At 41.6% G+C, this 25,836-nt stretch carries 21 protein-coding genes and 3 pseudogenes; 9 read left to right on the forward strand and 15 right to left on the reverse strand.

Translation table 11 applies throughout. From position 1 onward, the window contains the following. Positions 1-127: 127 nt before the first annotated feature. Together CJ483_RS01455 and blaOXA are read right to left on the reverse strand one after the other, a co-directional pair. Positions 128-1,750, reverse strand: coding sequence for an amidohydrolase (locus tag CJ483_RS01455; protein WP_120031250.1), 1,623 nt, complete (start codon positions 1,748-1,750; stop codon positions 128-130). A gap of 418 nt (positions 1,751-2,168) precedes the next feature. After that, positions 2,169-2,966 carry a class D beta-lactamase gene (gene blaOXA / locus CJ483_RS01460; RefSeq protein WP_259455766.1) on the reverse strand — a complete coding sequence of 266 codons (798 nt, stop codon included), beginning with the start codon at positions 2,964-2,966 and terminating at the stop codon, positions 2,169-2,171. Between the two features lie 166 nt (positions 2,967-3,132). On the opposite strand from blaOXA, the pseudogene CJ483_RS01465 reads away from it, so the two are divergent. Continuing rightward, positions 3,133-4,478, forward strand: a pseudogene (locus CJ483_RS01465) (aminotransferase-like domain-containing protein). Between the two features lie 89 nt (positions 4,479-4,567). On the opposite strand, the gene CJ483_RS01470 reads toward CJ483_RS01465, so the two are convergent. The 4 genes from CJ483_RS01470 to CJ483_RS01485 all read right to left on the reverse strand — a co-directional run bounded on the left by CJ483_RS01470 (position 4,568) and on the right by CJ483_RS01485 (position 8,603). Further along, complete coding sequence (locus CJ483_RS01470) at positions 4,568-5,440, reverse strand: AraC family transcriptional regulator (protein ID WP_120037735.1); 873 nt, start codon at positions 5,438-5,440, stop codon at positions 4,568-4,570. Positions 5,441-5,585: 145 nt separating this feature from the next. Beyond that, entirely contained in the window at positions 5,586-6,506 is a 921-nt protein-coding gene (locus CJ483_RS01475) for an HNH endonuclease (protein ID WP_120031252.1), read from the reverse strand. Positions 6,507-6,732: 226 nt separating this feature from the next. Then, positions 6,733-6,966, reverse strand: a complete 234-nt coding sequence (locus tag CJ483_RS01480; RefSeq protein ID WP_120031254.1) for a hypothetical protein — start codon at positions 6,964-6,966, stop codon at positions 6,733-6,735. A 20-nt stretch (positions 6,967-6,986) separates the two neighbouring features. Continuing rightward, complete coding sequence (locus CJ483_RS01485) at positions 6,987-8,603, reverse strand: thiamine pyrophosphate-binding protein (RefSeq protein WP_120031256.1); 1,617 nt, start codon at positions 8,601-8,603, stop codon at positions 6,987-6,989. A 206-nt stretch (positions 8,604-8,809) separates the two neighbouring features. On the opposite strand from CJ483_RS01485, the gene CJ483_RS01490 reads away from it, so the two are divergent. Both CJ483_RS01490 and CJ483_RS01495 read left to right on the forward strand, forming a co-directional pair. Then, positions 8,810-9,634: an aldo/keto reductase gene (locus CJ483_RS01490; protein ID WP_120031258.1), complete on the forward strand. Its 825-nt coding sequence runs from the start codon at positions 8,810-8,812 to the stop codon at positions 9,632-9,634. A 208-nt stretch (positions 9,635-9,842) separates the two neighbouring features. Further along, positions 9,843-10,088, forward strand: a complete 246-nt coding sequence (locus tag CJ483_RS01495) for a YkuS family protein (RefSeq protein WP_120031261.1) — start codon at positions 9,843-9,845, stop codon at positions 10,086-10,088. A 187-nt stretch (positions 10,089-10,275) separates the two neighbouring features. Here the strand turns inward: CJ483_RS01495 and CJ483_RS25605 are convergent, their stop codons facing one another. Both CJ483_RS25605 and CJ483_RS01500 read right to left on the reverse strand, forming a co-directional pair. After that, the gene (locus CJ483_RS25605; protein WP_481747706.1) at positions 10,276-10,632 is read right to left on the reverse strand and encodes a putative holin-like toxin; all 357 of its coding nucleotides are present in this window, start codon (positions 10,630-10,632) and stop codon (positions 10,276-10,278) included. A gap of 157 nt (positions 10,633-10,789) precedes the next feature. Further along, positions 10,790-12,468 (reverse strand): annotated as a pseudogene (locus tag CJ483_RS01500) (formate--tetrahydrofolate ligase). Between the two features lie 421 nt (positions 12,469-12,889). Between CJ483_RS01500 and qoxA the strand changes: the two are divergent. The 6 genes and pseudogenes from qoxA to CJ483_RS01525 all read left to right on the forward strand — a co-directional run bounded on the left by qoxA (position 12,890) and on the right by CJ483_RS01525 (position 17,460). Next, positions 12,890-13,819, forward strand: a complete 930-nt coding sequence (gene qoxA, locus CJ483_RS01505) for a cytochrome aa3 quinol oxidase subunit II (RefSeq protein WP_120031263.1) — start codon at positions 12,890-12,892, stop codon at positions 13,817-13,819. Positions 13,820-13,893: 74 nt separating this feature from the next. Further along, positions 13,894-15,836: pseudogene (gene qoxB, locus CJ483_RS01510) on the forward strand (cytochrome aa3 quinol oxidase subunit I). Positions 15,837-15,839: 3 nt separating this feature from the next. Beyond that, positions 15,840-16,436: a cytochrome aa3 quinol oxidase subunit III gene (gene qoxC / locus CJ483_RS01515; protein WP_120031265.1), complete on the forward strand. Its 597-nt coding sequence runs from the start codon at positions 15,840-15,842 to the stop codon at positions 16,434-16,436. Position 16,437: 1 nt separating this feature from the next. Beyond that, positions 16,438-16,719 (forward strand): cytochrome aa3 quinol oxidase subunit IV, encoded by a 282-nt coding sequence (qoxD, locus tag CJ483_RS01520; RefSeq protein WP_120031267.1) that lies wholly within the window; start codon positions 16,438-16,440, stop codon positions 16,717-16,719. A 448-nt stretch (positions 16,720-17,167) separates the two neighbouring features. Continuing rightward, positions 17,168-17,335, forward strand: a complete 168-nt coding sequence (locus tag CJ483_RS24295) for a hypothetical protein (RefSeq protein WP_182916931.1) — start codon at positions 17,168-17,170, stop codon at positions 17,333-17,335. Beyond that, positions 17,335-17,460 carry a small acid-soluble spore protein P gene (locus CJ483_RS01525; RefSeq protein ID WP_120031269.1) on the forward strand — a complete coding sequence of 42 codons (126 nt, stop codon included), beginning with the start codon at positions 17,335-17,337 and terminating at the stop codon, positions 17,458-17,460. The genes CJ483_RS24295 and CJ483_RS01525 overlap by 1 nt, the downstream gene beginning before the upstream one ends. 114 nt (positions 17,461-17,574) lie before the next feature. On the opposite strand, the gene CJ483_RS01530 is transcribed toward CJ483_RS01525, so the two are convergent. From CJ483_RS01530 to CJ483_RS01560, 7 genes are all read right to left on the reverse strand, one after another. Next, complete coding sequence (locus CJ483_RS01530) at positions 17,575-18,174, reverse strand: response regulator transcription factor (protein ID WP_120031271.1); 600 nt, start codon at positions 18,172-18,174, stop codon at positions 17,575-17,577. Between the two features lie 2 nt (positions 18,175-18,176). Then, positions 18,177-19,307 (reverse strand): sensor histidine kinase, encoded by a 1,131-nt coding sequence (locus CJ483_RS01535; protein WP_120031273.1) that lies wholly within the window; start codon positions 19,305-19,307, stop codon positions 18,177-18,179. A gap of 144 nt (positions 19,308-19,451) precedes the next feature. Beyond that, on the reverse strand, positions 19,452-20,483 hold the full coding sequence (gene desA, locus CJ483_RS01540) for a Delta(5) desaturase DesA (RefSeq protein WP_120031275.1): 1,032 nt from the start codon (positions 20,481-20,483) through the stop codon (positions 19,452-19,454). 119 nt (positions 20,484-20,602) lie between these two features. After that, on the reverse strand, positions 20,603-21,085 hold the full coding sequence (locus CJ483_RS01545; protein WP_120031278.1) for a DUF456 domain-containing protein: 483 nt from the start codon (positions 21,083-21,085) through the stop codon (positions 20,603-20,605). Positions 21,086-21,090: 5 nt separating this feature from the next. Next, complete coding sequence (gene mug / locus CJ483_RS01550; RefSeq protein ID WP_120031280.1) at positions 21,091-21,621, reverse strand: G/U mismatch-specific DNA glycosylase; 531 nt, start codon at positions 21,619-21,621, stop codon at positions 21,091-21,093. Between the two features lie 130 nt (positions 21,622-21,751). After that, complete coding sequence (locus tag CJ483_RS01555; protein ID WP_120031282.1) at positions 21,752-22,606, reverse strand: dimethylarginine dimethylaminohydrolase family protein; 855 nt, start codon at positions 22,604-22,606, stop codon at positions 21,752-21,754. An 83-nt stretch (positions 22,607-22,689) separates the two neighbouring features. Further along, entirely contained in the window at positions 22,690-25,266 is a 2,577-nt protein-coding gene (locus tag CJ483_RS01560; RefSeq protein ID WP_120031284.1) for a DEAD/DEAH box helicase, read from the reverse strand. Between the last annotated feature and the right edge of the window lie 570 nt (positions 25,267-25,836).

The following is a 25,836-nucleotide window of genomic DNA, read 5'->3' on the forward strand; positions in this document are numbered from 1 at the left end:
AGAAGTATTTCCTTCTTTCTCTGTTCGGAACATGGTTGTCGCTCCATTTTCCCCTTGATGGTCTTTGGCTGATGACAAGTCCTGTTATTAGCTGTTTTGCCCAATCTGTTGGGTATCGAGCCTTTAATTATGAACGTGCAGTTGCCTTTGTCCGCTCAAAAACAATTTCACCATCTATCATCGTTAGTTCGACCTGAATATCTTTCAGATTTTCCTCGGATTCTTTCAAGATGCTGCGGTCTAAGACAACCAAATCAGCCAGTTTACCCGCTTCTAAGCTGCCTTTGATGGTTTCTTCAAAGCTGGCGTATGCGCCGTTATAGGTATACATACGAATCGCCTCTAGCAAATTTATTTTTTGAGCCTCTTCGAACGAAGTGCCGTTTTTCATGCAGCGGTTAACGGCTGTATAGATGCCGATAAATGGATTACAGGTCGTAATCGGAGCATCGGATCCAGCGGCAGCTACAATTCCTGCGTCGATAAAATCACGGGCTGGATACATGTAATTCACACGGCTTCCATAGTTATGTAGATAACTTTCTCCAAATTCATACGGGAATGGCGGATTCGGCACAGGGATTATATTTAACTTTTTCATTCGCTCTTGCAGATCAGGGCTTGCAATGCCCGCATGTTCGATGCGATGCCGATGATTTTCCCGGGGAACTTCTTGCAGCGCCTTTTCCACAACATTTAAGTACATCTCAATGGCGCGGTCTCCCTGAGCATGAACAGTTATTTGATAGCCTCGCTTATGGGCTTCTCCTAATACTTCATAGATCTCATCTTCCGAGTAATACAGTATGCCATGGTCTTGTTTATTGCTCGTGTACCCTTCCCTAGTCGCAATTGTTGGCCCTGTACTGCTGCCGTCTGTGAAAAGCTTGGCCGGACCGATTTTGAAAAACTCATTTCCCGTACCTGTGATGACACCGGCCTCCATCATATTCAAGGTGAATTGTTTACAGTCATTCAACGTGCCGATCATGGCATAGACACGGATTTTTAGGTCACCGCTGTGGGAGGCAAGCTGGAGGAGTCGATAGCTTTCCTGATTAAAGGTTCCTGCTTCATGTACGCTTGTTATTCCTGCCTCTATAAAATGCTGCTGAGCGATAGAAATAGCTTGCTGGATTTCTTGTGGAGTGTATCTGGCGGTTTCATTCATTTTCATATAAGCGGTTTCGATAAGGCGTCCTGTAAGGTTGCCATCCGTATCTTTTTCTATGCTGCCACCTTGGGGATTGATTGTATGTGCATCTATATTGGCTAACTGAAGGGCATAGCTGTTGGCGACACCGATATGGCCACACGTTCTGGTGATCACGACCGGGTGTTCCGTGGAAATGGAGTCGAGTTCTTCTAGAGTCGGGTAGCGTTTTTCGTCTATCGTTCTTTCGTTGAAGCCCCAGGCCCGCACCCACTGGCCCTTTGGTGTATTAGCGGCTCTTTTCTTTAACGCAGTCAATAAGGCATCCATTGACTGCATGTCTGGCTCTTTGCAGCTTAAGTTCAATTGGAAAACGCCGTACAGGATGAGATGCAAGTGAGCATCAATGATACCGGGAAGCAATGACTTTCCATTCAAATTAATTACTCGTGTTCCTTCGCTTGCAAATGCTTGCAACTCTTCATTAGAACCAACAGCCAAAATTTTATTTCCCTTGATTGCGATGGCTTGTTGAATAGAATCCTTTTCATCTACAGTCATGACCTCACCGTTCAAAAAAACGATATCTGCCTTCATCGAATCCCTCCTATTTTTTGAAACATTCTATCAATTATTGGTAATTTGAAAAATATAGCATGAAATGATAGGGAAGATAATACCCAAAAGGTAAGGTTGTTTCTCCTATTAATTGGACAATTTGTTAATGAGGAGAATGAATCTAAACATTAGAATACACGCTGAAGCTAACACCTATTATTTTGGATGAACTCACCATAAATACTACAATATAGTTATCTTTGTATAATTTAATTAGTGGAAAATGAAAAAAATCACGGGTTTATACAGGGATATTATTTTATTAATATATTTATTAAATCGGATTATAGACGATAACTTGACAGAAGCTAGATGAAAAAGAAAGAGCCTATATTAATTTATGATAGGCTCTTTCAATCCTTTTAAATTAAGTTTTCATGCATCATTATCAACCCTCTTATCTGATAATGTTCACTTGCTTCAATGCTTCAATAGCAATATTTTTAGCTTCTGTACCTGATCCGCTGAGGTTAACGGCAAATACCCAAGTTTCTTTTTTTGTCTCTATGAAGCCCACATACCAGCCCAATCCCATGTCCGAAAGCCTTGTTCCTGTTTTCCCATGAAGCGTGTAATGGTCCTGCTCATCCTGTATCATGATTCGTTTAACTGTTTTTTGGTTTTTTTTCTTCAATGGCAGATTTTCTTCTACAAGGTCTTCTATAAATTCAGCTTGCTCCATTGCTGAAATCTTCAATGTGCTATCAAGCCAGAATCTATCAATACCTCCTGATAGATTCTTGTTTCCATATCCGATTCGGTTAATGTTTTCTTGCATCTTCATTTCACCGATATCTCTCGCCAAGTCCTGATAAAACCAGATAGCTGACTCTCGCATGGCTGAAGCTAACGAGTGGTCCCGATTCCAGCTTTCAAATTCTCTGATCACTCCATCCCAGCGCTTTACTTCATATTCGTCCCTTACAGCGCCTGTTTCTAGTCCGATTAAAGCGTTAGGCACCTTAAAGGTGGATTCAGGTGTCAGTCTTTTTGTACTTCTTTTACTGTTATACACGTAAGTATGGTTGTTTTTTAAGTTCTTAAGTACCATTGTGCCGTCTTTGCCATTAAACAATTCTTCAATTTCCAGCTTCTTTGTTTTTTGAACTTCCGCATTCGCTGCTTTTGATGCACCTGTGAAAACCAACATGGCGGAGACGAAAAAGAGTATGGCTAGATGAATAAACTTTCTAATTGGCCTTTTCTTAGAGTCGTACATTTTCAATGTGATTTCCTCCTTTTTTACTGAAGTTACATGCCCCTTCTGGTAATTTATACTATAGGGAAATCTTCTTTCATGGTAGAGGCTAAAAATGTCATCTGTGCCCATACAGATGGCGAAGATGGAGGGCTTTATAGAGATGAAATACGAAGAGATTATAAATGAAATTCAGAGTAGAGTAGCCGATGGCCGGCTTAAGCCTGGTGAGAAGTTGCCCTCTATTCGTTCACTTTCAGAAGAGTTTAGCTGTAGCATTAACACAATTATTAAAGCCTACAATGAACTAGAAAAAGCGCATAAAATTTATTCAGTTCCCAAAAGTGGTTATTTTCTTGTAGGCAGCCAGAACTTGGCGTCTAATCCTCCGCAGGAATTCATTGATTTCTCATCCGCTGGTCCTGATAAATGGCAGATGCCTTACCGCGATTATCAGCACTGTATTAACCAGGCCATTGAACTATACAAGGAAGAAATGTTTCAATACGCAGAACCTCTTGGCCTACCGTCACTGCGCTATCAGCTTTCCAGGCAGCTGCAAGAGCTGCAAGTTTTCACGCCCCCGGAAAGAATTTGTGTGGTCTCTGGCTCCCAGCAGGCTCTTGATATTCTTGTAGCTCTCCCCTTTCCAAATGGAAAAGAGGAAATCTGTGTGGAGCAGCCGACCCATTTCAGCTTTATTGATTCTATTTGCTCCCGTGGCTTACAGGCAATTGGAATAGAGATGACAAGGGATGGTATTGATCTAGCATATTTAGAAAAAGTATTCAAAGAAAGGCCAATTAAATTTTTCTATACCGTCTCTAGATTTCAAAATCCTACTGGATACAGCTATACGAACAAGGAAAAAAAGAAAATTGTGGAATTGGCACAAAGATATGATGTATTCATCATTGAGGATGATTACATGGGAGATCTTGACACAAGAAAAAAGGCTGATCCTATGTTTGCGTATGATCCGTCCGGTAGAGTTATTTATACAAAAAGTTTTTCAAAAGTCCTATTACCCGGCTTGAGACTGGGAGCAGCCGTCCTGCCAGATGCCCTTCTAGGATTATTTGCGAAAGCTAAATTTGCTGCGGATGTTCATACCCCTGTACTGACCCAAGGTGCATTAGAAATTTATCTTCAAAGCGGGATGTATAATGCTCACATTGAGGGCTTAGGAAAGTCTATAAAAGAAAAGGAAAGATACTTAAACAAGCGTTTCGTAACTATCTTCCAAACGAGGTAGTATTCACTGGTGCTGACTCCGGTTTTTATTCTACCATTCAATTGCCTTCTCATATGAAAGCAGCACACCTCGTCCATGGCCTCAAGAAAAAGAATGTGCTTGTCCAAGATGCGACCGGAATGTATCTCCCCTTGTATAAAAAGGAGAATGTCATCCGCTTGAGTGTTTCTCAAGTAGAGGATAAAAAGATTGAGGACGGGATTAGGAAGATTGGAGAGGAAATAGGTTTGCTTGTAAGTTCAGGTAAAAGCTAGCTTCAATCAATTTCGTCGAACATAGGCGTACGTAGTGTTGATAAACTAGAAAGAAAAAAGATTGCTTAACAGCAATCTTTTTTCTTTCCTTATTTGACCGCAATCCAAATTTCTGAGTAATAATCTGGACTTGTTGGATTTCCAGCTGAATAGACTTCTAATTCTGGCGCACCCGCATGCTCATAGCCGCTGGAGGGAAACCATTCCGAGAAAATTTGCTTCCAAGCATTTTGCATGGAATGAGGCATAGGGCCATGCACTTCGAATATCGCCCATTTGGCTGCCGGGATTTCCATGCTCAAAAAGTTGCCAGGCTTATCAGATGCATGGCCTTCACAAGCAGCAGCAATCCAGTATTCCATGCTGTCAGGCTTTGTATTGCGCTTATCTACACATATACCAAGAATCCCTTTAATATCGCCGTCATTTAATTCAAGAAGTTTGTCAGCCGTTCCGTCATTGTTCGCTTTATCCCACATCTTTGGAATGGCGATAAGATTTTTTCCATCCTCTAAAGATAACTCCTTCTTTACCCCTGTCACGTGGAAACTTTCTTTTTTTACAATTGAATATTGCATGGGTTCTGCTCCTTTCAGACTCACCTGAATTGTCAGGCGGTTATAAGATTTCAGCTTTCCTCTAAAGTTTCTTGCTTCAGTTGGCGTCATGCCATGCTGCCTGCGAAAAGCTTTAGCAAAGGATTCGGGAGTTTCATATCCATACTTGTAGGCCAGATCAATGACCTTGCTGTCAGTTTGGGTCAGCTCCTGTGCCGCCAGTGTCAAACGTCTGCCTCTGATATACTCTCCAACTGCCATATCCGTCAAAATGGCGAATGTGCGCTGGAAATGATAAGCAGACGCATTCGCTTCTTCTGCCACCCTTTCGATTGAAAGGTCACTATCGAGCAAATGCTCTTCAATATAATCGATTGCCTTCTGCAGCGATACGATCCATGCCATAATGTCCATCACTCCCTTGCTTCCATCTTATTCATTTCAGAAACTCTTTTCCGGTCATTTCATGCTTTGTTGTGACAGGGTTGTTATGTAGAACAAGCAAAAGGCATAAGGAGGCCAATTCCTCTATACCTTTTCTGTTAGCATGTTACTGCCGAAAAACATTCTTTTTATGCCATCTAAAATAGGGTTTATTTTCTTCGTAGCGAGCAATTTTCATTTTAGGGTGAAGCCTATAATTATCGTAATCTATTTCGGGTATTTGCGGTGAAATATGCAGACGCCCCCGGCCATCAAAGGCAATATAGCCTTTGTCGTATAAAGCATCATGATTGCAACATAAAAGCACGCCATTAAACGGATCTAGCCGCTCTATATCAGTGCTGTCTTTCCATGGTTTCGAATGGCTTGCTCGTAATAATGCAGGAAGTTCGATGCCACAAAGTGCACACTTATGCTCCCATAATGGTAATAATTCACGTTTGAACTTTTGCTGACCTAAACGAATTTTCGCTTTTGCTTCTGCTTCCGTTTCAGCAATCATCGGTACAATCGTATTGCGCTCTGTTTGACGAACGATGCCCATGGCTAATTCAAGCTGTTCGAGTTCTACTTCGTAAATATTAAGGTCGCTAATAAGTTCTAACAGTTTAATGGCTAACTCTTCATTGCATGGATATAAGTACCCTTGATTTCCGTTGCCATCTTGTTGGAAAGGTGAATATTTAAGCGGCAGCAGAGGACGCAATGCATCGAAACTCGTACGTATGTTTAAAGGTACTTCTAATTCATGATAATGAAGCGGCACTAAATAGCCGTTTTCTCCCCATTGCTCAAAACTTTGCATAGCAACTGGTTTGGTCGCTTCTTGACAATTTGATGAGGCAACACTGATCGCAACGATCTCTCCTTTTACGTAATGAAAGACTCTGTCACCCTCTTTCACTTCAGTCATACGCAACCATGAATGCGGGGTATTGCCTCCTTTATCTTTTTGAGGAGACCAAATAATACCTTGCTCTTTTTCTTCTTGATAAGTGTGGCCTTGCATGACAATAAAGCTATTCATACGATATCCTCAATTCTATAGGTAAATTAAAAAATTCATTTACATTCGATTATACATCATTTCTCCTTTTACTTTCTAACTGTTCTCTTTCAGGCACCTTCTATTCTTTAGTTTTGTGCAGACCAAAAAGCTCATAAGTCTCTCCGGACGACTCATGGGGAAAGTAACGGCCAAAAGTATCGTGTCATTTATGCTTAACGGAGTAAATTTTATCTCTCCGATCGCCTTAAGACTCTCGATAATAATAGATTTTTCCATTGTCCTCTCGCATGTTAATACGGCCGATGGATTCTAGATAAGTCACATTTGTAATGGTTTGAACGAAAGCGGACATCGCCCGGTCTTGAGGCAGTCTATTTCCATAAATATCTTGGGGTAGAAGATTTTTATCAGGAAATGGGTGATAATCCGAAGGAGGAGTATCATAAATAATTATTTTCAAAGCAAAAAGCTGTGGCAATGGATGGCCACAGCTTTTCGTTATTTACTGCCCGGGAAGACAGCTTGCTCTGTACGAATATCTACTAATGTAGGGGAAGGCGTATTGAATGCTTCCTGAAGAACATCGTCTAAGTTCGAATCTGATTCGATACGAAAACCTTTCCAGCCACAGGCTTCAGCTATTTTAACAAAATCCGGGTTGGTCAGCTCCACGCCTACCTCCTCCTCACCGGCTGCTTTCAGTTTATCTCTTTCCATTTGCAGGGCATGATTATTCATTACAATGACAGTAATGTCGAGCTCATAGCGTGTAGCTGTTAAGAGATCGGCCAGCGTCATTTCCAGTCCGCCATCCCCAACAACAGCTACTACTTGTTTCTCCGGCTTCTCAAGCTTCGCGGCCATAGCAGCTGGAAGGCCGAAGCCCATGGTTCGCCAATACCCTGAAAAGAGAACAGTCTGGTCTTTTTGCCGTAGGTTACGGTTCATCCAGACAGTGACATTTCCTGTATCGAGTGTAAGAATAGCATCTGCATCTACTGTCTGTTCGATCGCCCGGACAATGGTCGAAGGATAAACTGGAGAGCCGGAAGTATGACTTTCCTGTTCATTTTGACGAGCCCACTTTTCTTTAGCTTCACGGCAGCGAGCTAACCAGTCGGCAGAATGTGAAAATCCTTGAAGGCTCTTTATTAACAGTGGGACAACTTCCTCTGTTTTACCAGTAATTCCGAGCTCCACGGGGATGCCTTTTTCCACTTTATCAAAATTCTTATCGATTTGAATAATCCGCGCATCAGTTGGCACATATCCTTCAGGCCACCATGTAGTGCCGGCAAGCAGTACAACATCCGCTTCTTTGAATACTTCTGGCGCATAAGGATTTCCACCTTCGCCGATCCCCTGCAAAAGGTTCGGAGAGGATTCGTTCAATAACCCTTTGCCGCCCAGGCTAACAAGAATACCTGCCCCCCACTGTTCAGCGAGTTGTTCAATTGCCTCTGGATCGGTGGATGCACCAGCACCTGCAAGGATCATTGGGCGCTTGGCTGTTTTCATGATGGCCGCTGCCTGATCCAAGCTTTCCTGAGTGAAAGTGTCCCCTCCTTCTATCACAGCCGGCAGTTGTCTTGGTTTAACAACAGTCGTTTTGTCTAAAAGATCTTTTGGAACAGAAAGGTGGCTCACAGCTCGCTGGCCCATAGAGGTTTGCACTGCTTTTTGTAAAAGTTCAATAATTGCATCCTGGTTCGCTAAGTTTGCAGAGTAAGAGGCAAATGGCTTCACCAGCTCCTGCTGATTTACATATTGCTTATAAGCTGTCCCGATCTTATTAGTGGGGGCTTGTCCGGTAATAGCAAGAACGGGTACCTGATCAGCATAGGCGTCTCCTAACCCATTCAATAGGTTAGCGACTCCCGGACCCATTGTAGAGATACAGACACCCAGATTGCCTGTTAACTTTGCTTCTGCTGATGCCATAAAGGCTGCTGTTGATTCATGCTTGACTGCGATGAATTTAATTCTATCCTGCTTGGCCATTGCATCAATAAGGCCAAAAATAGCATCCCCAACTACTCCATAAATCCGCTTGACGCCGAATAAAGATAACTGGTCAAGGATCAATTCGGCTACTGTTCGTGTCGTCTTTTCCATAAAGCATCAACCCCCAGTTTTATTTTTAGTTTCCTTATTACATTGATTCTTTCACTAAAGCTTCATAACTAAACTTATATTTCAAAGAAGCTTGTTTTTTGTCTGCCGGTTTGCCTTAATTGAAAATAATCCCTCCTCTTGTTATTCTTAGTACTGTACCTGAAATGGAGAAGCCATTTATATTTCATATAAAGGAGACATGCCTAATGAATTTTGTGACATTAAACAACGGCTTAAAGATGCCCCAGCTTGGATTTGGTGTTTGGCAAGTGGAAGACGATCAAGCAACTGTTGCTGTAGCCAAAGCGATTGAAGTGGGTTACAGATCGATCGACACAGCAATGGTTTATCAAAACGAGACGGGTGTCGGAAAAGCGATTCAACAATCTTCCGTACCTCGTGAAGAGCTGTTTATAACGACAAAGGTATGGAATAGCGATCAAGGCTATGAGAATACACTCCGCGCTTTTGAGGAGAGTTTGGAACGATTGGGTCTTGAGTATGTTGATTTGTATTTGATCCATTGGCCGACTCCAAAATATGATGAGTACGTAGATACATACAAAGCGCTGGAAAAGCTTTATCATGACGGCCGTGTAAAAGCAATCGGGGTTTGTAATTTTGACATTGAGCATTTGGAACGCCTTCTAAAAGAGTGCGATGTAAAACCTGTCCTTAACCAAGTGGAGTGTCACCCATATCTTGCACAAACCGAAATGAAAGAATTTTGTGCGAAGCATGATATTTTTGTGGAAGCATGGAGTCCGCTAGAGCAAGGCGGCGAGGTGCTGAAGGATGCTGTTATTCAGCAAATTGCTGAAGCACATGGCAAATCACCAGCTCAAGTTGTGCTGCGCTGGCATATACAAAATAATACAATAGTAATTCCTAAATCCGTCACTCCTTCCCGGATAGAGGAAAACTTCCATGTATTTGACTTTGAATTGTCTCCAGATGAAATGAGAGAGATCAGTGGATTGAACCGCAACCGTCGCAAAGGGCCAGCACCAAGCGAAATGAATATCCGTTAAAATAAGCTGTGGCGCTAAAAGGATCTTCCTTTTAGCGCCTTATGTATTTTTTCTCCCTTTATCCTTTGACATGCCTTCCCCTTTCTAAAAAATGCCGCATAAAATCAATAGAAACAGACAACCTACAAAGTGAAGCTTCCATTAGCGGGCAGCTTCCCCGCTAATGGGCAGCGAAACCAATCGGTCATGAATCTAAGGAGGGTGTAAAATGACAAAGAGAATTGCTGTGGAACAGTCGCTTACAAATGTTACTCAGGCACTCCAGGCCAAAGGATATGATGTGGTTGATTTAAAAGCCGCTGGAGATTTAAAAAACTGCGCAGCTTGTGTAATAACAGGAATCGATTCTAATGTGATGGGTATTCATGATACCTTAACAGAAGCACCTGTTATCGAAGCCAACGGTTTATCCGCTGATGAAGTGTGCCAGGAGATAGAAGAAAGAATACAGTAAAATAAGGTACGAATGTTTTCAAATTTGGCGCTTTCGGGTATAATGAAACTAAATCATCAAATAATAAAAAATGCCGTCCCCAATGCTGGTAACATTGAGAACGGCCATGCAATAGCAGGTTCCCTCTAAGGGGATCAGCGCTTACACAGGCCAAAGCCGCCCGAGTCCGCTAAGCTCAAGGGCGGTTTTAGTCTTTTTTGTTTGACAGAATTAGCACAACCAATCCCGCGAACGAGATCATTAAAGTTAACGCCTCATAGACTGTCATACGGCAACACCTCCCTCCTTGTAAATTAAACACTTGGAGGAGTGCGCCGACCACCCTTGAGAAACCTATTCTATTGCCTCCGTTATTATAGCATATTGCTGCAGCATTAAAATACAGTTTGGTTAAAACAGTCTTACATACCCACATATCAAGGTAAATAAAAGAATCTTCTTTTAAATAAAGGAGGGAAAACATGCTAGGGGATAAATGATTGGGCTTCCAGAAAAAGAACATGGAGGTGAAATCCACTGTAGAAGCCCTTTTTAGTATGTGCATGAGATTATTTAAAGGCAGAAATCTAAAAAAATTAAGAGAAAGATAGTAAACATTACATGGTTGCTCATTGCTGCGAGCAAGTAATAATAAGGGAAAAACGAACGCTCCATAATCGGTATGGAGCGTTCGTTTTTGTGAATGAAGTGGAAAGTGCCCCTTACATTAATCCGATAATATTTCCAGCAGAGTCAATGTCCATATTCAATGCAGCCGGCTGTTTAGGCAGTCCGGGCATTGTCATAATGTCACCAGTCAAACAGACGAGGAACCCGGCTCCTAATTTGGGGACAATCTCCCTTACTGTAATAGTGAATCCCTCTGGACGTCCCGTTAACCTTGGTTCATCAGTAAATGAATATTGTGTCTTTGCCATACATATCGGCAGTGTATCCCAGCCATTTTGCTCAATATCAACAAGCTGTTTCAGGGCTTTGTCAGTAAATTGTACATCTTTTCCACCATACACTTCTCTCACAATCGTTCGTATTTTGTCGGTGACTTTATCATTCATATCGTAGAGAGGTGTGAAGTGAGCTGGTTTGTCCAATTGTTTCAGAACAAGGCCTGCCAGCTCCAATCCGCCTTGTCCCCTTTTTCCCATACATCCGCTATCGCTGCAGCAATATTATTTGCTTGACACCAGTTAAGAATTTCGTTGATTTCCTCCTGTGTATCAGAAATAAAACGATTAACTGCAACAACCGGCTCGATCCCAAAGCGGCGAATGGTATCAATATGCTTCTCTAAATTTGGAATGCCTGCTCGTACGGCTTTCACATCTTCCTCCTTTAATTGCTGCTTCGGAACGCCGCCGTGCATTTTTAAAGCCCGCACGGTTGCCACAATCACAACCGCATCCGGTGAGAATTTTCCTTGCCGGCATTTAATATGCATAAATTTCTCTGCCCCTAAGTCTGCACCGAATCCCGCTTCGGTCACAACAATATTAGCCAGCTGCCGTGCAGTGTTAGTCGCTGTAAGAGAGTTGCAGCCGTGGGCAATATTCGCAAAAGGCCCGCCATGAATAAGAGCTGGTGTCCCCTCAATTGTTTGAACGAGGTTCGGTTTAAATGCTTCTTTAAGCAAGACAGTCAGCGCGCCCTCTACACCCAAATTCCGAACTGTCACAGGTTTCTTGTCATATGTATAACCGATAACGATGCGTGCCAGCCGCTCCTTCAGGTCTGCCAAATCAGTTGCCAAGCAAAAAATCGCCATGATCTCAGAAGCAACCGTAATATCAAAACCATCCTCCCGCGGCACTCCATGAGTGGGTCCGCCTAACCCGATTGTCACGTTGCGCAGCGCCCGATCGTTCAGATCAAGTACTCGTTTCCATGTAATTCTCCGCGGATCGATTTGCTGTGCGTTTCCCTGGTGAAGATGATTGTCGATCAGAGCACTAAGAGCATTGTTAGCTGCTGTAATCGCATGAAGATCGCCGTTAAAATGAAGGTTAATCTCCTCCATTGGCAGCACTTGCGAATACCCACCGCCAGTCGCTCCCCCTTTGATTCCCATGACCGGGCCAAGAGAAGGTTCACGGAGAGCGATCATCGTTTTCTCCCCTAAGCGAGACAAAGAATCTGCCAATCCCACTGTAACTGTTGACTTCCCTTCTCCTGCTGGTGTGGGACTAATCGCTGTCACTAAAACGACTTTTCCATTTTCCGTTCTTTTCGGCAATTTAGAAACATCTATTTTTGCTTTATATCTTCCATAGGGTTCAATTGCTTCATCTGGGATGCCTGCATTTTTGGCAATGTCCTCGATGGGATGCATTTTAGCTTTCATGGCAATTTCAAGATCTGTTGATGGAGTTTGAATATTTGTCATGCCTCTCCCTACTTTCTTTTTCTTTATTATAATCTGAAAATACAAAAAACAGTATCAGTTTAACTATACCATTGCCCCAGCCATTTTATGTATGTAGTGAACAAAAGAATCGAGCATAAGTATGGAATTAGTTTATTATTTCAAAATATTTTTCTTTTTATATAATTACCATAGATTTTTTTTACAATTAATTGAAAAACAACCTGCGCCCCCCTAATTTTCCACAAGGAGAATGAACATTTTGTGACATGGGCGAATAACAATTGTTTTTTTAGGTTAACGGTACTAATATAAAAGCAGATGAAGCAGTCAGGAAATATGTGTTGAACTTATTGAAATTTCTTGTGAATTTTTTCACATTTTGTTCACAATCTGTAATTCTGCGATGCTTTCAAATTTCTACAGGAAAGGGGTTACATTTATGAAATTCAAATGGGTCGTATTATCTGTACTTTTTACTATTGCTACTGTGCTTGCCGGTTGCGATAATCGATTACTGGTCTTAGACCCTAAAGGACCTCAAGCTGAAACACAAGCTAAAGACATTCTGTTATCGATTGGAATTATGTCGATCATTGTCATTGTTGTTTTCGCTCTATTAGCATTTATGTTAATCAAATATCGTGCTTCAAAACAACCTGAAAATTATGAGCCGCCTCACATTGAAGGGAATGCTATTGTTGAAGCCATTTGTGTAGGGATTCCGATTATAATCGTTGCGTTTCTCTCCTTCGTCTCTGTTCAAAGTAACTATAAAGTGGAGGCAAAGCCGGAAGGATACGGAAATAAAGAACCGTTAGTTGTTTATGCTTCCTCCTCTAACTGGAAGTGGCATTTCAGCTATCCGGAAGAAGGCATTGAGACAGTTAATTATCTGTATGTTCCTACAGACCGTCCGCTTGAATTTAAACTTTACTCTTACGGACCAATCACTAGCTTCTGGATTCCACAACTTGGAGGCCAAAAGTATGCAATGAGTGATATGATTACCACCTTGCACCTAGCGGCTGACGTGCCAGGAGAATATATGGGTCGAAATGCAAACTTCAGCGGTAAAGGCTTTGCTGAAAATACATTTGATGTCAAAGCCATGCCTCAAGATGAATTCGATGATTGGGTAAAAGAAGTAAAGGAAACAGCTAAGCCTCTTACAGAAGAAAAATTTAATGATTTACTAGAGCCGGGGCACCTTGGAAAATCTACTTTTACTGGCACTCACTTAGGTTTTTCACCGCCTCCTGAACATCACCATAGCTCCTCTGATGAATCTGAAAAATCGGATGAACATTCAGAGCATGAAAACATGGATGATATGGATATGTCTTCAGAGCATGAAGGCATGCACCACTAAGGTTAGTAATCATTTAATCAATCAACTAAGCCTTATACGATAAGCAATTTATTCCTGAAAGGAGTCACAAACGTATGGATTTCTTTAGTCGATTTGCCATACCGCATGCAAGTCCTGCGATTTATGCCTCAATGGTTGCCATTGTTCTTACAAGTGTTGCGATCGTTGCCGGCTTAACTTATTTTAAAAAATGGGGATATCTGTGGCGCGAATGGTTAACAACAGTAGATCATAAACGAATCGGTATTATGTATCTGCTTTCCGCTTTACTGATGTTATTCCGCGGCGGCGTAGATGCGATCATGATGCGTGCCCAGCTGGCTACTCCTGAAAGCAAGCTGCTGGATGCTCAGCATTATAATGAAATATTCACAACACACGGGGTCGTTATGATCCTCTTTATGGCGATGCCATTCATTATCGGTTTTATGAACTTTGTTGTACCATTACAAATTGGAGCGCGTGACGTAGCGTTTCCACGTTTGAATGCTGTAAGTTTCTGGTTATTCTTTATGGGTGCAATGTTATTTAACATCTCTTTCGTTGTCGGGGTTCTCCTGACGCTGGATGGACTTCATATTTCCCGCTGGCAGGCAACGAATTTAGTGAATCTGTCGGAACGAACTATTATATGATTGCGATCCAGATTGCTGGTATAGGGACATTGATGACAGGGATTAACTTTATGACGACAATCCTAAAAATGAGAGCTCCTGGCATGACTCTAATGAAAATGCCAATGTTCACATGGTCTTCTCTTATCACTAATGCGATTATTGTTTTTGCTTTCCCTGTATTAACCGTATTACTTGCAATGGGAACAATGGACCGTTTAATTGGAACACAGTTCTTTACAACAGAAAACGGCGGAATGGATATGCTCTGGGCGAACTTCTTCTGGGTATGGGGACATCCTGAAGTATACATCTTGATTCTGCCAGCTTTCGGTATTTATAGTCAGGTTATTTCAACCTTTGCTCGCCGTAATCTATACGGCTACAAATCAATGGTTTGGTCAATGGTTATTATCTCCCTTCTTTCGTTCTTAGTTTGGGCTCACCATTTCTTTACTATGGGTCAGGGAGCACTAACCAACAGTATTTTCTCGATCACAACGATGGCGATTGCCGTTCCAACCGGTGTGAAAATCTTTAACTGGTTGCTCACCCTCTGGAAAGGGAAAATCGTTGTTACGACTCCAATGCTTTATTCGATGCTTTTCATTCCGCTTTTCACAATCGGTGGGGTGACTGGTGTAATGCTTGGAATGTCAGCCGCAGACTATCAGTACCATAATACAATGTTCTTAGTGGCTCACTTCCATATGGTTATCATTCCTGGTGTTGTGTTTGCGATGCTTGCGGGCCTCACTTTCTATTGGCCAAAAATGTTTGGCTTCATGCTGAATGAACGAATCGGAAAATTAACAGCATGGATTATTGCTATCAGTACTCTTGTTGCGTTTATGCCAATGTTCTTCACTGGCTTAGACGGACAAGCGCGCCGTATGTACACATATTCAGAATCAACTGGATTTGGACCATTAAACATGATTTCCTTTGTTGGAGCGCTAGGACTTGCCATAGGCTTTGTCTTACTCGTTTATAACGTCTACTACAGCACACGTTATGCTTCAAGAGATATCAGTTCGGATCCTTGGGATGCACGTACACTTGAATGGGCAACTCATACTCCGGTTCCTGAATATAACTTTGCGGTTGTGCCACAAGTGAATTCAGAGGAACCTTTATGGGATGCTAAGAAAAACGGCCACGAGTTATTTAAAGGTGAATACAAAGAAATTCATATGCCAAATAACAGCGGCGTACCGTTTATCATGAGTGCGATCTTCTTTGTATGGGGCTTCTCATTTGTATTCTCTCTATGGATTCCATTAATCCTAGCAACAATCGGCATTTTTGCTTGCATGACTCACCGTTCATTTGAAAAAGATCACGGACGTCACATTTCGGTTAAAGAAGTGAAAGAAACTGAAGAAAAATTGCGAGGTGCTTAATCAATGAAAATAGATCACTCGCTTCCTCTGGAATATAGTACAGAAGAAAATCGGTTGAAAATTTTAGGCTTTTGGATTTTCCTAGGTGCCGAAATCATGCTTTTTGCAACGCTTTTCGCTGGTTATTTTACATTAGCGAATCGCACAGGCAACGGTCCTACTGGAGCTGAGATTTTTGAAATCACTCCAGTATTGATTGAAACCTTCTTGCTTTTGACAAGTAGCTTTACCATTGGCCTTGGCATTCATGCGATGCGTCTTGGCAAGAAAAAAGCGATGTTAACATTTTTTGCTGTAACATTAATTTTAGGTCTAGGATTCCTAGGAGTCGAAATTTACGATTTTGTCGTATATGTACATGAAGGGGCAGCCTTACAAACTAGTGCATTTACCTCCATGTTATTAACAACACTGGGAACACACGGAGCGCACGTTACACTTGGGTTCTTCTGGGGATTATTTATCATCCTGCAAGTTAGAAAGCGCGGGTTAACGCCGGAAACAGCTAATAAATCTTTCATTTTCTCTCTTTACTGGCATTTTCTAGATGTAGTTTGGATTTTCATCTTCAGCTTCATCTACATGAAAGGAATGATGTAATATGAAAGAATTATTCCCGGCAAAACAAGTAATGGGCTTTGTGTTTTCACTGATCTTGACGGCAGTGGCTCTCTTGGTTTACTTCATGGATATGTCATTTGCTAGCGGAATGACGGTTCTTCTTATCACAGCATTTGTTCAAGCAGGCCTTCAGCTCGTTGTATTCATGCATGCTGGCGAAACTGAGGATAGAGCCTCCATTTATACAAACATCTATTACGGATTAATCATCGCTCTTGTTACTTTATTTGGAACATTGCTAGCTATGGTTTGGGATATGTAATTGCCCTATTAAAAGAGGCTGTCCCAGAGGTCGATGCGTCGGCTTCTGCAAGCAGCCTCTTTTACGTTAGACAGACACAAAAGACTCCCTCCCTTCTGTTACAGGGAAAAAGCGAAGAGAAAATTTTCTCTTCGCTTTTTTGTGCAAGAGAGACGAATGGTTTGTACAGCCTGTACTTAATCTTCGACAAACACCTCATTTACATGATGTGATTATAGAAAATCCCGTTTCTGGGTTCGTACGATCTGTGTCCAAAGCCATCACCCCATTGGAGTTTTCGTTCCTTGCCTTATTATCATGTCCGTTATTTTCAAAGGTATTCGCTGTAGAAAAAAATTCCTTCCGTATGAGTTTGCTCATTTATTCATCTTATATAAATAAGCCATTGAGACAAAATAAGAACAGCACAGCGCATCCTGTGCCAATAAATACTTCGGAGGGATGGATCATGGGAAAAAGAAACAAATCTAAGCGTTTTGTACAGCAAGGTAAAGATTCTGTTACCCAGCATGCTGAGCGTTTCCCGTATCGTACGACATACTCTGAAGCCGAAGAAAAACGATTTTCTACTGAAAATACGGCAGATAATCCTGATGTGACGCTTGGAGGAGTATAATGGGCAGAAATCCTTCGAAAACAAAGGAGAACCAATCTGGACAGCCTAAGCCGCTCAGCGGATCACACAAAGTGAAAAACAGAAATCACTCTAGACAGAATAAAAACAGTGGGCATGGAATGTAATGATGGCTGTAATTAAGCTGCCGTAACAAATGCAAAGCCTCCATACACACTATGGACTCGATATGTCAAAGTCCCAGTGCTGTATGGAGGCTCTTTTATAACGATAGGGCTTCATTATTTAAACCAGCCTTTTTCTTTCGAGTGGGAAATGGCTTCAATCCGATTTTTCACGTGAAGCTTATCGAATATTGTGGAAATATAATTTCTCACTGTGCCATTTTTGATAAGAAGCTCATCTGCAATTTCTTTTGTGTTTTTCCCTTCTGCCACAAGCGCTAGCACTTCTTTTTCACGCTCAGTTAAAGGGTTTTCTTCACTATAGAAATCATCCATTAACTCCGGTGCATAAATACGCATTCCTGCCATGATGCTGCGGATGGAGCTGGCCAGTTCTTCACTCGGGCTGTCTTTTAATAAATAGCCGCTGACCTTGGCTTTTAAAGCCCTTTGAAAGTAGCCGGTACGGGCGAATGTCGTTAAGATAATGACTTTGCATCCGAATCCTTGCAATTCCTCAGCTGCTTCCAGCCCGCTTTTTCCTGGCATTTCAATATCCATAATACATATGTCCGGCTTCATTTGTTGAACAAGAGCAATCGCCTCTTCGCCATTTGATGCTTTACCGACTACTTCTATGTCCTCTTCAAGGCTAAGAAGGGAGCCTAACGCTCCAAGCAGCATCCGTTGGTCCTCTGCGATGACGATTCGAATCATGTTCATCTCTCCTTCTCTCTTTGTTTTACATCATTCGGAACAGTGATAATTAACGTGGTCCCTTCATTCGAAGAAATATCCAAATATCCATTAACAAATTCCAAGCGTTCCTTCATTCCTAAAAGGCCGTTCCCTCTTTCAAATGCTGTATCAGTTATGACTCCCTTTCCATTATCTTTTACGGTAATGGAGATATCTTTTTCCGATTGCTCCATTCTCACTTCACACTCGGTTGCATGACTGTGTTTCACCACATTCGTCACGGCTTCTTTTAAGCACATGCTTAAAATGTTCTCCAAGAATAAAGAAACATTTACTAACTTCGGCTCTTCTTCACCAATGAATTTAATCTGGGCCGCTTGCAAAATTTGTTTTACGAGGACAATTTCATCCTTCAAGCGAATGCCGCGCATGGAAGAGACCATCTTTCTCACTTCATTTAAGGCCGTTCGCGCCGTTTGTTGTACATCCTTTAATTCATTTCTTGCTTGCTCCGGGTCCTTGGCAATAAGCCTTCCTGCCAGATCGCTCTTCAAGCCGATGAGCGACAGCCTTTGTCCTAAAGTATCGTGAAGATCACGGGCGATTCTTTGTCGCTCTTCCATTTTCACAAGTTCAGAAATACGATCATTCGCATCTTTCAACTGCTCTTCTAACTGTTCCTGCTTTTTTCGATTATAAATATTAAACGGCAGCAAGATGACGCTAATCCAAACAATAATAATAAAGGGCAGCTGCTTAAGAAATAACTGACTTTGAAGAACAAGGTGATAGTTGAAAGAAACAATCGTGCTAATTAAATGGATAATATAGAGAACAATAAAAGCAATTCGGTTTTTAATATTGCCGTTATAATAAGCGATATAAAAAGCAAAATACACAAATTGGAACAAAATGGTCATCGTCACAGAGATGCCAATGAGAATACACATCCATAAATAGACCGGCCACTTCTTTGATAGGAAGGCGAAACGGTAAGAAATGAAAAATAAAACCGTCAGCGTAATCCCCGTAAAGATGCTGGCTGTCGAGGATGACTGAAAAATAAAATAAAAGGGCAACAAGCTCAGGACGCTCCATATATATGGAGAAATCCCGGAACTTTTCTGAAAGGGCCAATACCTTCTCCGCATGATAAAAACCTCGTTTATATGTTAAAATCAATCTTTCTTATTAGTATAAAACAATACGAACAGCTAGTGAATCATTCATCTGATGAAAAACCATGCTTTCACTCTACCGGACAATGAGCGAAACCATGGTTTTATTTATACTTTTTAATTAAATTTTAATGCTCTTTTTTCCTTCCTGCGAGCGGCCACTTTTTTGGCGGCGCGGAAGGTGACGAATTTTTCACTTTGCTCATCCCATAAACGGAATTTAAGGGAGCCTAAACTCGTTGCTAACGTAATCGTTGGCACATTTTGTAAAGGCGGCATTTGATTGTGCGCCGCTTCTAGCTGATAGTTAGGTACTCTTGGACTTAAATGATGAACGTGGTGGAAGCCAATATTCCCTGTCAGCCACTGCAACGGCTTAGGAAGTTTGTAAAAAGAGCTGCCTTCTACGGCGGCTTTTACATAATTCCAATGCTCGTCTTCTTTAAAGTAAGAATCTTCAAAGGTATGTTGCACATAAAAGAGCCAAACGCCACATGAGCCAGCAATGAGAAAAATGGGACCTTCCACCAGTAGAAAAGCTTCCCAGCCGACTGCCCAAATAAGCAGAGAAACAATAGCAACAATGGCTATATTCGTTATATACGTATTTAAGCGCTCATTCCAGCGAGCCTCTTTTCGGTTAAAACGATTTTCAATCAAAAATACATAAATGGGACCTAAAATAAACATAACAAATGGATTACGGTACAGTCGGTAAGATAATCGCTGCCAAAAGGACGCTTCCATATACTCATTAACAGTCATGACCCAAATGTCTCCTGTTCCCCGTTTATCAAGATTTCCGCTTGTTGCATGGTGAACGGAATGGTTGTGCTGCCATTGATTATATGGGAAAAAAGTTAAAATCCCTGTAATGGTTCCGACAATTTTATTGGCTTTTCTGCTTTTAAAGAAAGAGTGATGGCAACAGTCATGAAAAATGATAAATATTCTTGTCATGAACCCTGCCCCAACGGCAGCTAGGACAAGTGTCAGTACATAAGAGATGGCCAGGCTTTCATAGGCAAGATACCAGATAAGGCAAAAAGGAACAATGGTATTTACTAATTGCCTTATACTAGCAGCTGTATTTGATTTTTCGTAAGGAGCTACTTGTTTACGCAGCCATTTTGAATTTTCTTTATTCATATAGTCTTCCCTTTCCCTTTTTTCTTATAATACATTCATTATAAGAAAGAAAGAGGAAAAGCGGCAGTAGCACCCGTCATATGAAGGTATATGACAAGTGTCATATAAAAGATGTTATTTTAAATAATTGTGTCCAGCAAGAACCAGATAATCATGATAAATTGGATCATAAACTTGGCTATTGTACCGCTTAAAAAACCGATAAATGTTGCAAAGCCTATAGTAACTGCTTTTTTTGCATCCTTTTGGATGAGCATCTCTGTTACTACTACTGCTGCAAATGGAACGAGTACAATACCGAATGGCGGGATCACAAATGAACCAATGATAACAGCAAGAGCAGCGATCCTTTCCCCCCATTTGGATCCTCCATATTTTTTTACAAAATAGCTATTAGCCAAGATATCAGCAACGATAATTAAAATGGTAAACATGGCCATCGCCAGCCAAAAGATGACTGATAATTCATCGTTATTGATGCCAAAGTGATAAAGCAAAAAGCCCCCCCATAAAAATAAAATGGACGGGATAATCGGAAAAACTAGACCTGCAAAGCTGGTAATAAATAAAATGGTGATACCAATCCAGGCAGCAACCTCCATCAGAATCACTTCCCCTTTCTTGCTTCCCGAAGTTCATGAATCGATCGGGTTAGCTCTTTATAAATAGCAACAATTTCATCCATTTTCATTCTGACCAGACCGCTTGATGAAGGAGCAACGAAGTCACGTACTCCTGGAACGATAGATACAGATTGCATTCCCCAAGGTACCTTTTTCTTCCCGCTATACTGCTGATACACTCCCTTGCCGACGAAGCAAACGATTCTTGGTTTGAAAACGGAAATTTTCTCCTTTAATGCTATTCTTCCTTTATTATATTCTTCTTTCGTAATTTCTTCCGCATTTCTTGTCGGACGTGCGACAATATTGGTTAGGCCGTACCCTATATTTAATAAAGAAGCATCCTCTTCCGGGTGAAATTTCTTTTCTGTTAAGCCTGATCTATGTAGGATGGTCCAAAATCGATTGTTAGGATTAGCGAAATGATGGCCCGTTTCACCGGACCGAAGACTCGGATTAAACCCCACAAACAAAATATCCAGATTTTCTTTTATATGGTCTTTTATAGGTTCCAATTTCTCACTTCCTTTTCTGTCATACACACTTTATGTAGTCAGTTACAATTTTCTATTCCTTTATTATACGTTAAATGGAGACTATCGTTTCAAATAAGAAGATCCGGGCGTATGAACGCCCGGATCGTTACTATCCGCGCAACAACGGCATAGTGCAGCATCGGAAAGATCCGCCCGACTTAATAATTTCAGTGATATCCACTTCAATTACCTTATATCCTCGCTTGGCCAGCTGTTGATTGACTCTTTTATTAACCGGTAGACTGAACACTTTTTTGTTGCCGATAGAGAGCACATTCGTTCCAAGGGTAAATTGCTCTTCTTCTGATACTTCAATCAAACGAAACCGGGATTCCAAGAGTTGTCTTTCCTGTTCTCCAAGTGCTTTTGGAAAGACCAAAGCCTCTTCAGGAGACAAAATATTAAAAACACAATCTAAGTGCAAATACTTTTCATCAAAAGGAATCGGAACGATTTCATAGTCAGGCAGCTGCGACTGAAGCTCAGTGATGGCTTGTTCGTTTGTGCGGCTGCTGATCCCGGCGTAAACTGTCCGGCCGTTGACAATGATATCTCCTCCTTCAACCGGGCCGCTAGACAATTGGAAATGAGGGAGGCCCTCCTGCTGGAGCCAATTCTTTAGCACGGCTTCTTCACCTTGACGGATATCAGTCGCCATGCCGGCTATAAATACCTGACCTCCAATTGTGAAGCCGATATCGCGCGTGAATACCTGCTCAGGATAGTCGGCCTGCGGTTGAAGCTCTATGACTTCTACCCCGTGTTCCTGAAGCAAGCGTGAAAAGCGCTGATGTTGTTTTAATGCCCGTTTTACCTGGATATTCTCTTCTTTAAATTGCTCTTGCGTTTCATTAATCACTTCTTTGATAGCCATATACCGTGGCTGGCAAAGAAGTACTTTGTGAAGTCTTTCGTATTCACTGCCACAGGTGACAGGTTCGCTTTGTCTAGATGCTAATGTCATGATCTTCCTCCTGAGAACCTAATTTATATGTTCTCTATTCCCCAAAAAGAGGACGGAGTAAACTAGTCATTAACAAAGCCCTGTTAGCTGAACTTTTTGTTCCGATTATACTTTCTTCCCCGCCTGTGGGAATAACAATCATTACAAATCCGATATTGAAAATTAGCAGGGAGTTTTTCCCCGCATTTCTTGCATGCTTTGTTCCTACTGGTTTCCCCGGCCTGTAAATGCTTATGAACTTCATCGCTGATTGTTTGGCGAAGCCGTTCCCAGTACACCGCTTCCGTTTGCCGTCCCAATCGGTATAAAAATAAGAGGTGCAAGCCGATCGCTTTATAAGAGAGCTCCAAGTCCTCAAGCGACCCTCTTTTAATAATCGGTTCGGGAAGCTCTCTGCCGTTAACGATTGACTGCATCGTAGTTACCCATTGTTTCGTCATTCCCACTTCCTTTGTGGAAAATGGAAGATGTAAAAAGCCGTACAGATCAGTCATTGGCAGGCGGGCTTCTATTTCGCTCCCCTGTATGATTTCATATAAATAACGCTCTTGAGCAAGTGCAGATTTTTTTGTCCCTTTTGGGCTCTTGAACTGCTGCCATAGTTCAAAAAAAGTGCCGAGGTCCCGATAGTATCGTTGAAAACGTTCGAATACAGCTGCTGTCGGCGCAATCGCAAACGTTCTTACGGGCTCATCTTCTTTTTCGAGCAGATAGGTCATCTTCTGAATATCAGCAGTAAAAGCTACTTTTCCAGTAGGATAGATTCCTTTCCTTCCTGCACGTCCGGCAATTTGCTTTACTTCCTGTGAAGTAAGCGTTCTTCTTCGCGTCCCGTCGAATTTCTCATTCTTTAAGAAGACAATGCGCCGGATGGGCAGGTTCAATCCCATGCCAATGGCGTCTGTAGACACAATGACAGATGTTTTCCCCTCGATAAACTGCTTCATTTGCTTTTTTCTCGTTTCCGGCGGCATGCTGCCATAGATCATGCTCACAGAAAAGCGATTCTTCTTCAGTTTCGCTGCCGTTTCCAACACTTCTTTTCTTGAAAAGCAAACGAGTGCATCCCCTTTGGCTGTATCGGATAATTTAAATGGAACAGGTTCTACTTGAAGAGGGATATCACGGCTATATTCAAATAAATCATATTCGTTATCCCCGAGAAGCTGAATAAGCATTTCTTTCATATTCCTGCTGGCAATAATGTGTACTTCAGCAGCACGGGCACCTGTAATAGCTTTATACCAGGAAAAGCCGCGATCTTTATCAGCAATCATTTGTGCCTCGTCGATGACAACAATGTCATACGGATCATTTTCGTGAAACATTTCCACCGTGCAGGAGGAGTGTCGCGCATCGGGTTGTACTTTCTCTTCTTCTCCGGTTTTCAAGGAGCACGGAATGCCTTCTTTATTTAACTTTTCGTATACCTCAAGCGCTAAAAGGCGGAGCGGTGCAAGATAAAGGCCGCTTTTCGCCTGCTTCATCCTCTGCAACGCCCGGTGAGTTTTGCCTGTGTTGGTTTCACCGATATGGAGAATATAGTGCACGTTTCTTTCAGCAGGCGGGCGATACGCCTGGCCAAAAATCTCTTCAATCTGTCTTTGCTCCTCTTCTTGCCTGCGCTTTATTTCAGCCAGTCTTTCCTCTTTTCTTCTTTCTCTCTCTGCTCGTTGCTGCTGATACAACTTTCTTTGCACTGCCTCCTCATATGGCGAAGAAGAAATAACTAACAGATGGTCCAATAACTCCTCCGTTAATTCTTCAAATAACTCCCATACGACTCCCGAAATCAGATGATCCACTAAGTCATGAAGACTGTCTGTTGTTAGTGGGTTATCGTTTATTTGTTGGTATTTTTCCTTTACCTGTTCAGGAAGGCTGTCTAAAATCTCCTGCAAGGCAGCATCGAATATATAATTGGCCGCATACTGCTCATATACGGAGTAATAAGTTTCATATTCGAATTCCCAGTGCCGCGTCTGCTCTATGTGTCCAGTTAATTCGGTGAAAAAATCTCCCACCGTTTCGTAGTCTTCTGGATCAAACTCCCCATCTACTATTAATTCCTCTTCCAGAGCAGCCGGATCTATAGGGTGGAATCTTGTTTGTTCCTGCATATTTTTCTGAAGACGACTAGCTACGGAGTGTCTGAAGGATAAGTATAGTAATTTCTTCTTTTCTTTTATAATCTTAGCTGCCTCTGCTTCAATGAGCGAATAAATTTTTTCTCGTTCTTTTGCCCGGTGTTCTTTTTCCTGATCAGCAAGAAAATGCAGACGTGCTTTTTCATATAGGGCTTGCCAGGCTCCTGGGGAAAGATTTTTATACTTTTCATCAAGCCATTTCTCTGTATCAAATGGGTGATAGTTTCTAATCTCATTACGGAATAACTGATTGATCAATTTCCGAGCCACATCTTTTGTAACGAACCCCTGTTCTCTTAAGAAAGTTCGTTTTTCTTTACTGGTTAATTCATTGGAGGCTTTATTCAGCCATACATTTAACCACAATTGCTGAATGTACCGTTCTCGATCTTTCATATATTCTTCGAAAAAAGGCATCTTTTCCTGCCTGCCAAGATAAGTAAAGAGATCTTCATGAACTTTTTGTTTTGTATGGGAAATAGCCTGTAAATAGACATCAGAAAAATAATTCATGATCGTTTCCTTTCATGTTGTTTATTTTAAGAAATAGAGGCGATAAAAGGAGGAAGAAAATCGTTCTTATTGGCAAATCTCAAACGTTGGGGTATAATCTAGGAGAAAACACATATTTTTAAAGAGACCGCTTCGATGCTGGACACATCGAAACGGCTATGCAATAGCAGGTCCCTTTTAGGAGATCAGCATCTAACATGCTAAAACCGCCGGAGCCGGGTAAACTCAAGGGCGGTTTTAGTCTTTTTATGAAATGACAAAATTGACACGACTAATCCCGCAAAAGCTATTGCAAACATAAGTGTTTCAAACGTTGTCACACGGCATCACCTCCCTCCTTGTCCATTGGAGGAGTGTGCCGACCACCCTTGAGAAGCCTATTCTATTGCTAGTTTAATTATAACACAATGATAAGAAGAACACACGTTCTTGTGTGGCGTTTTTTTAAAATTCTTGAATAAATTATCAATTTATTACCTTGTATTCATACCGAACATATCTATTTTATCCTAGAGTGAAAATATCTCCTTTTCATACTTAGTATGAAGCACGCACGTAAAATTTAACCAT

This window comes from Bacillus sp. PK3_68, assembly GCF_003600835.1.
Taxonomy (GTDB): Bacteria; Bacillota; Bacilli; order Bacillales; family Domibacillaceae; genus Pseudobacillus.

What these genes read in the sequence shown, in the direction of transcription:
- CJ483_RS01455 (WP_120031250.1), bottom strand. Translation starts at nt 1,750, where the DNA reads ATGAAGGCAGATATCGTTTTTTTGAACGGTGAGGTCATGACTGTAGAT.
- CJ483_RS01470 (WP_120037735.1), bottom strand. Translation starts at nt 5,440, where the DNA reads ATGGCATGGATCGTATCGCTGCAGAAGGCAATCGATTATATTGAAGAG.
- CJ483_RS01475 (WP_120031252.1), bottom strand. Translation starts at nt 6,506, where the DNA reads ATGAATAGCTTTATTGTCATGCAAGGCCACACTTATCAAGAAGAAAAA.
- CJ483_RS01485 (WP_120031256.1), bottom strand. Translation starts at nt 8,603, where the DNA reads ATGGAAAAGACGACACGAACAGTAGCCGAATTGATCCTTGACCAGTTA.
- CJ483_RS01490 (WP_120031258.1), top strand. Translation starts at nt 8,810, where the DNA reads ATGAATTTTGTGACATTAAACAACGGCTTAAAGATGCCCCAGCTTGGA.
- CJ483_RS01495 (WP_120031261.1), top strand. Translation starts at nt 9,843, where the DNA reads ATGACAAAGAGAATTGCTGTGGAACAGTCGCTTACAAATGTTACTCAG.
- CJ483_RS25605 (WP_481747706.1), bottom strand. Translation starts at nt 10,632, where the DNA reads ATGCACATACTAAAAAGGGCTTCTACAGTGGATTTCACCTCCATGTTC.
- qoxA (WP_120031263.1), top strand. Translation starts at nt 12,890, where the DNA reads ATGAAATTCAAATGGGTCGTATTATCTGTACTTTTTACTATTGCTACT.
- qoxC (WP_120031265.1), top strand. Translation starts at nt 15,840, where the DNA reads ATGAAAATAGATCACTCGCTTCCTCTGGAATATAGTACAGAAGAAAAT.
- qoxD (WP_120031267.1), top strand. Translation starts at nt 16,438, where the DNA reads ATGAAAGAATTATTCCCGGCAAAACAAGTAATGGGCTTTGTGTTTTCA.
- CJ483_RS24295 (WP_182916931.1), top strand. Translation starts at nt 17,168, where the DNA reads ATGGGAAAAAGAAACAAATCTAAGCGTTTTGTACAGCAAGGTAAAGAT.
- CJ483_RS01525 (WP_120031269.1), top strand. Translation starts at nt 17,335, where the DNA reads ATGGGCAGAAATCCTTCGAAAACAAAGGAGAACCAATCTGGACAGCCT.
- CJ483_RS01530 (WP_120031271.1), bottom strand. Translation starts at nt 18,174, where the DNA reads ATGATTCGAATCGTCATCGCAGAGGACCAACGGATGCTGCTTGGAGCG.
- CJ483_RS01535 (WP_120031273.1), bottom strand. Translation starts at nt 19,307, where the DNA reads ATGCGGAGAAGGTATTGGCCCTTTCAGAAAAGTTCCGGGATTTCTCCA.
- desA (WP_120031275.1), bottom strand. Translation starts at nt 20,483, where the DNA reads ATGAATAAAGAAAATTCAAAATGGCTGCGTAAACAAGTAGCTCCTTAC.
- CJ483_RS01545 (WP_120031278.1), bottom strand. Translation starts at nt 21,085, where the DNA reads ATGGAGGTTGCTGCCTGGATTGGTATCACCATTTTATTTATTACCAGC.
- CJ483_RS01555 (WP_120031282.1), bottom strand. Translation starts at nt 22,606, where the DNA reads ATGACATTAGCATCTAGACAAAGCGAACCTGTCACCTGTGGCAGTGAA.
- CJ483_RS01560 (WP_120031284.1), bottom strand. Translation starts at nt 25,266, where the DNA reads ATGAATTATTTTTCTGATGTCTATTTACAGGCTATTTCCCATACAAAA.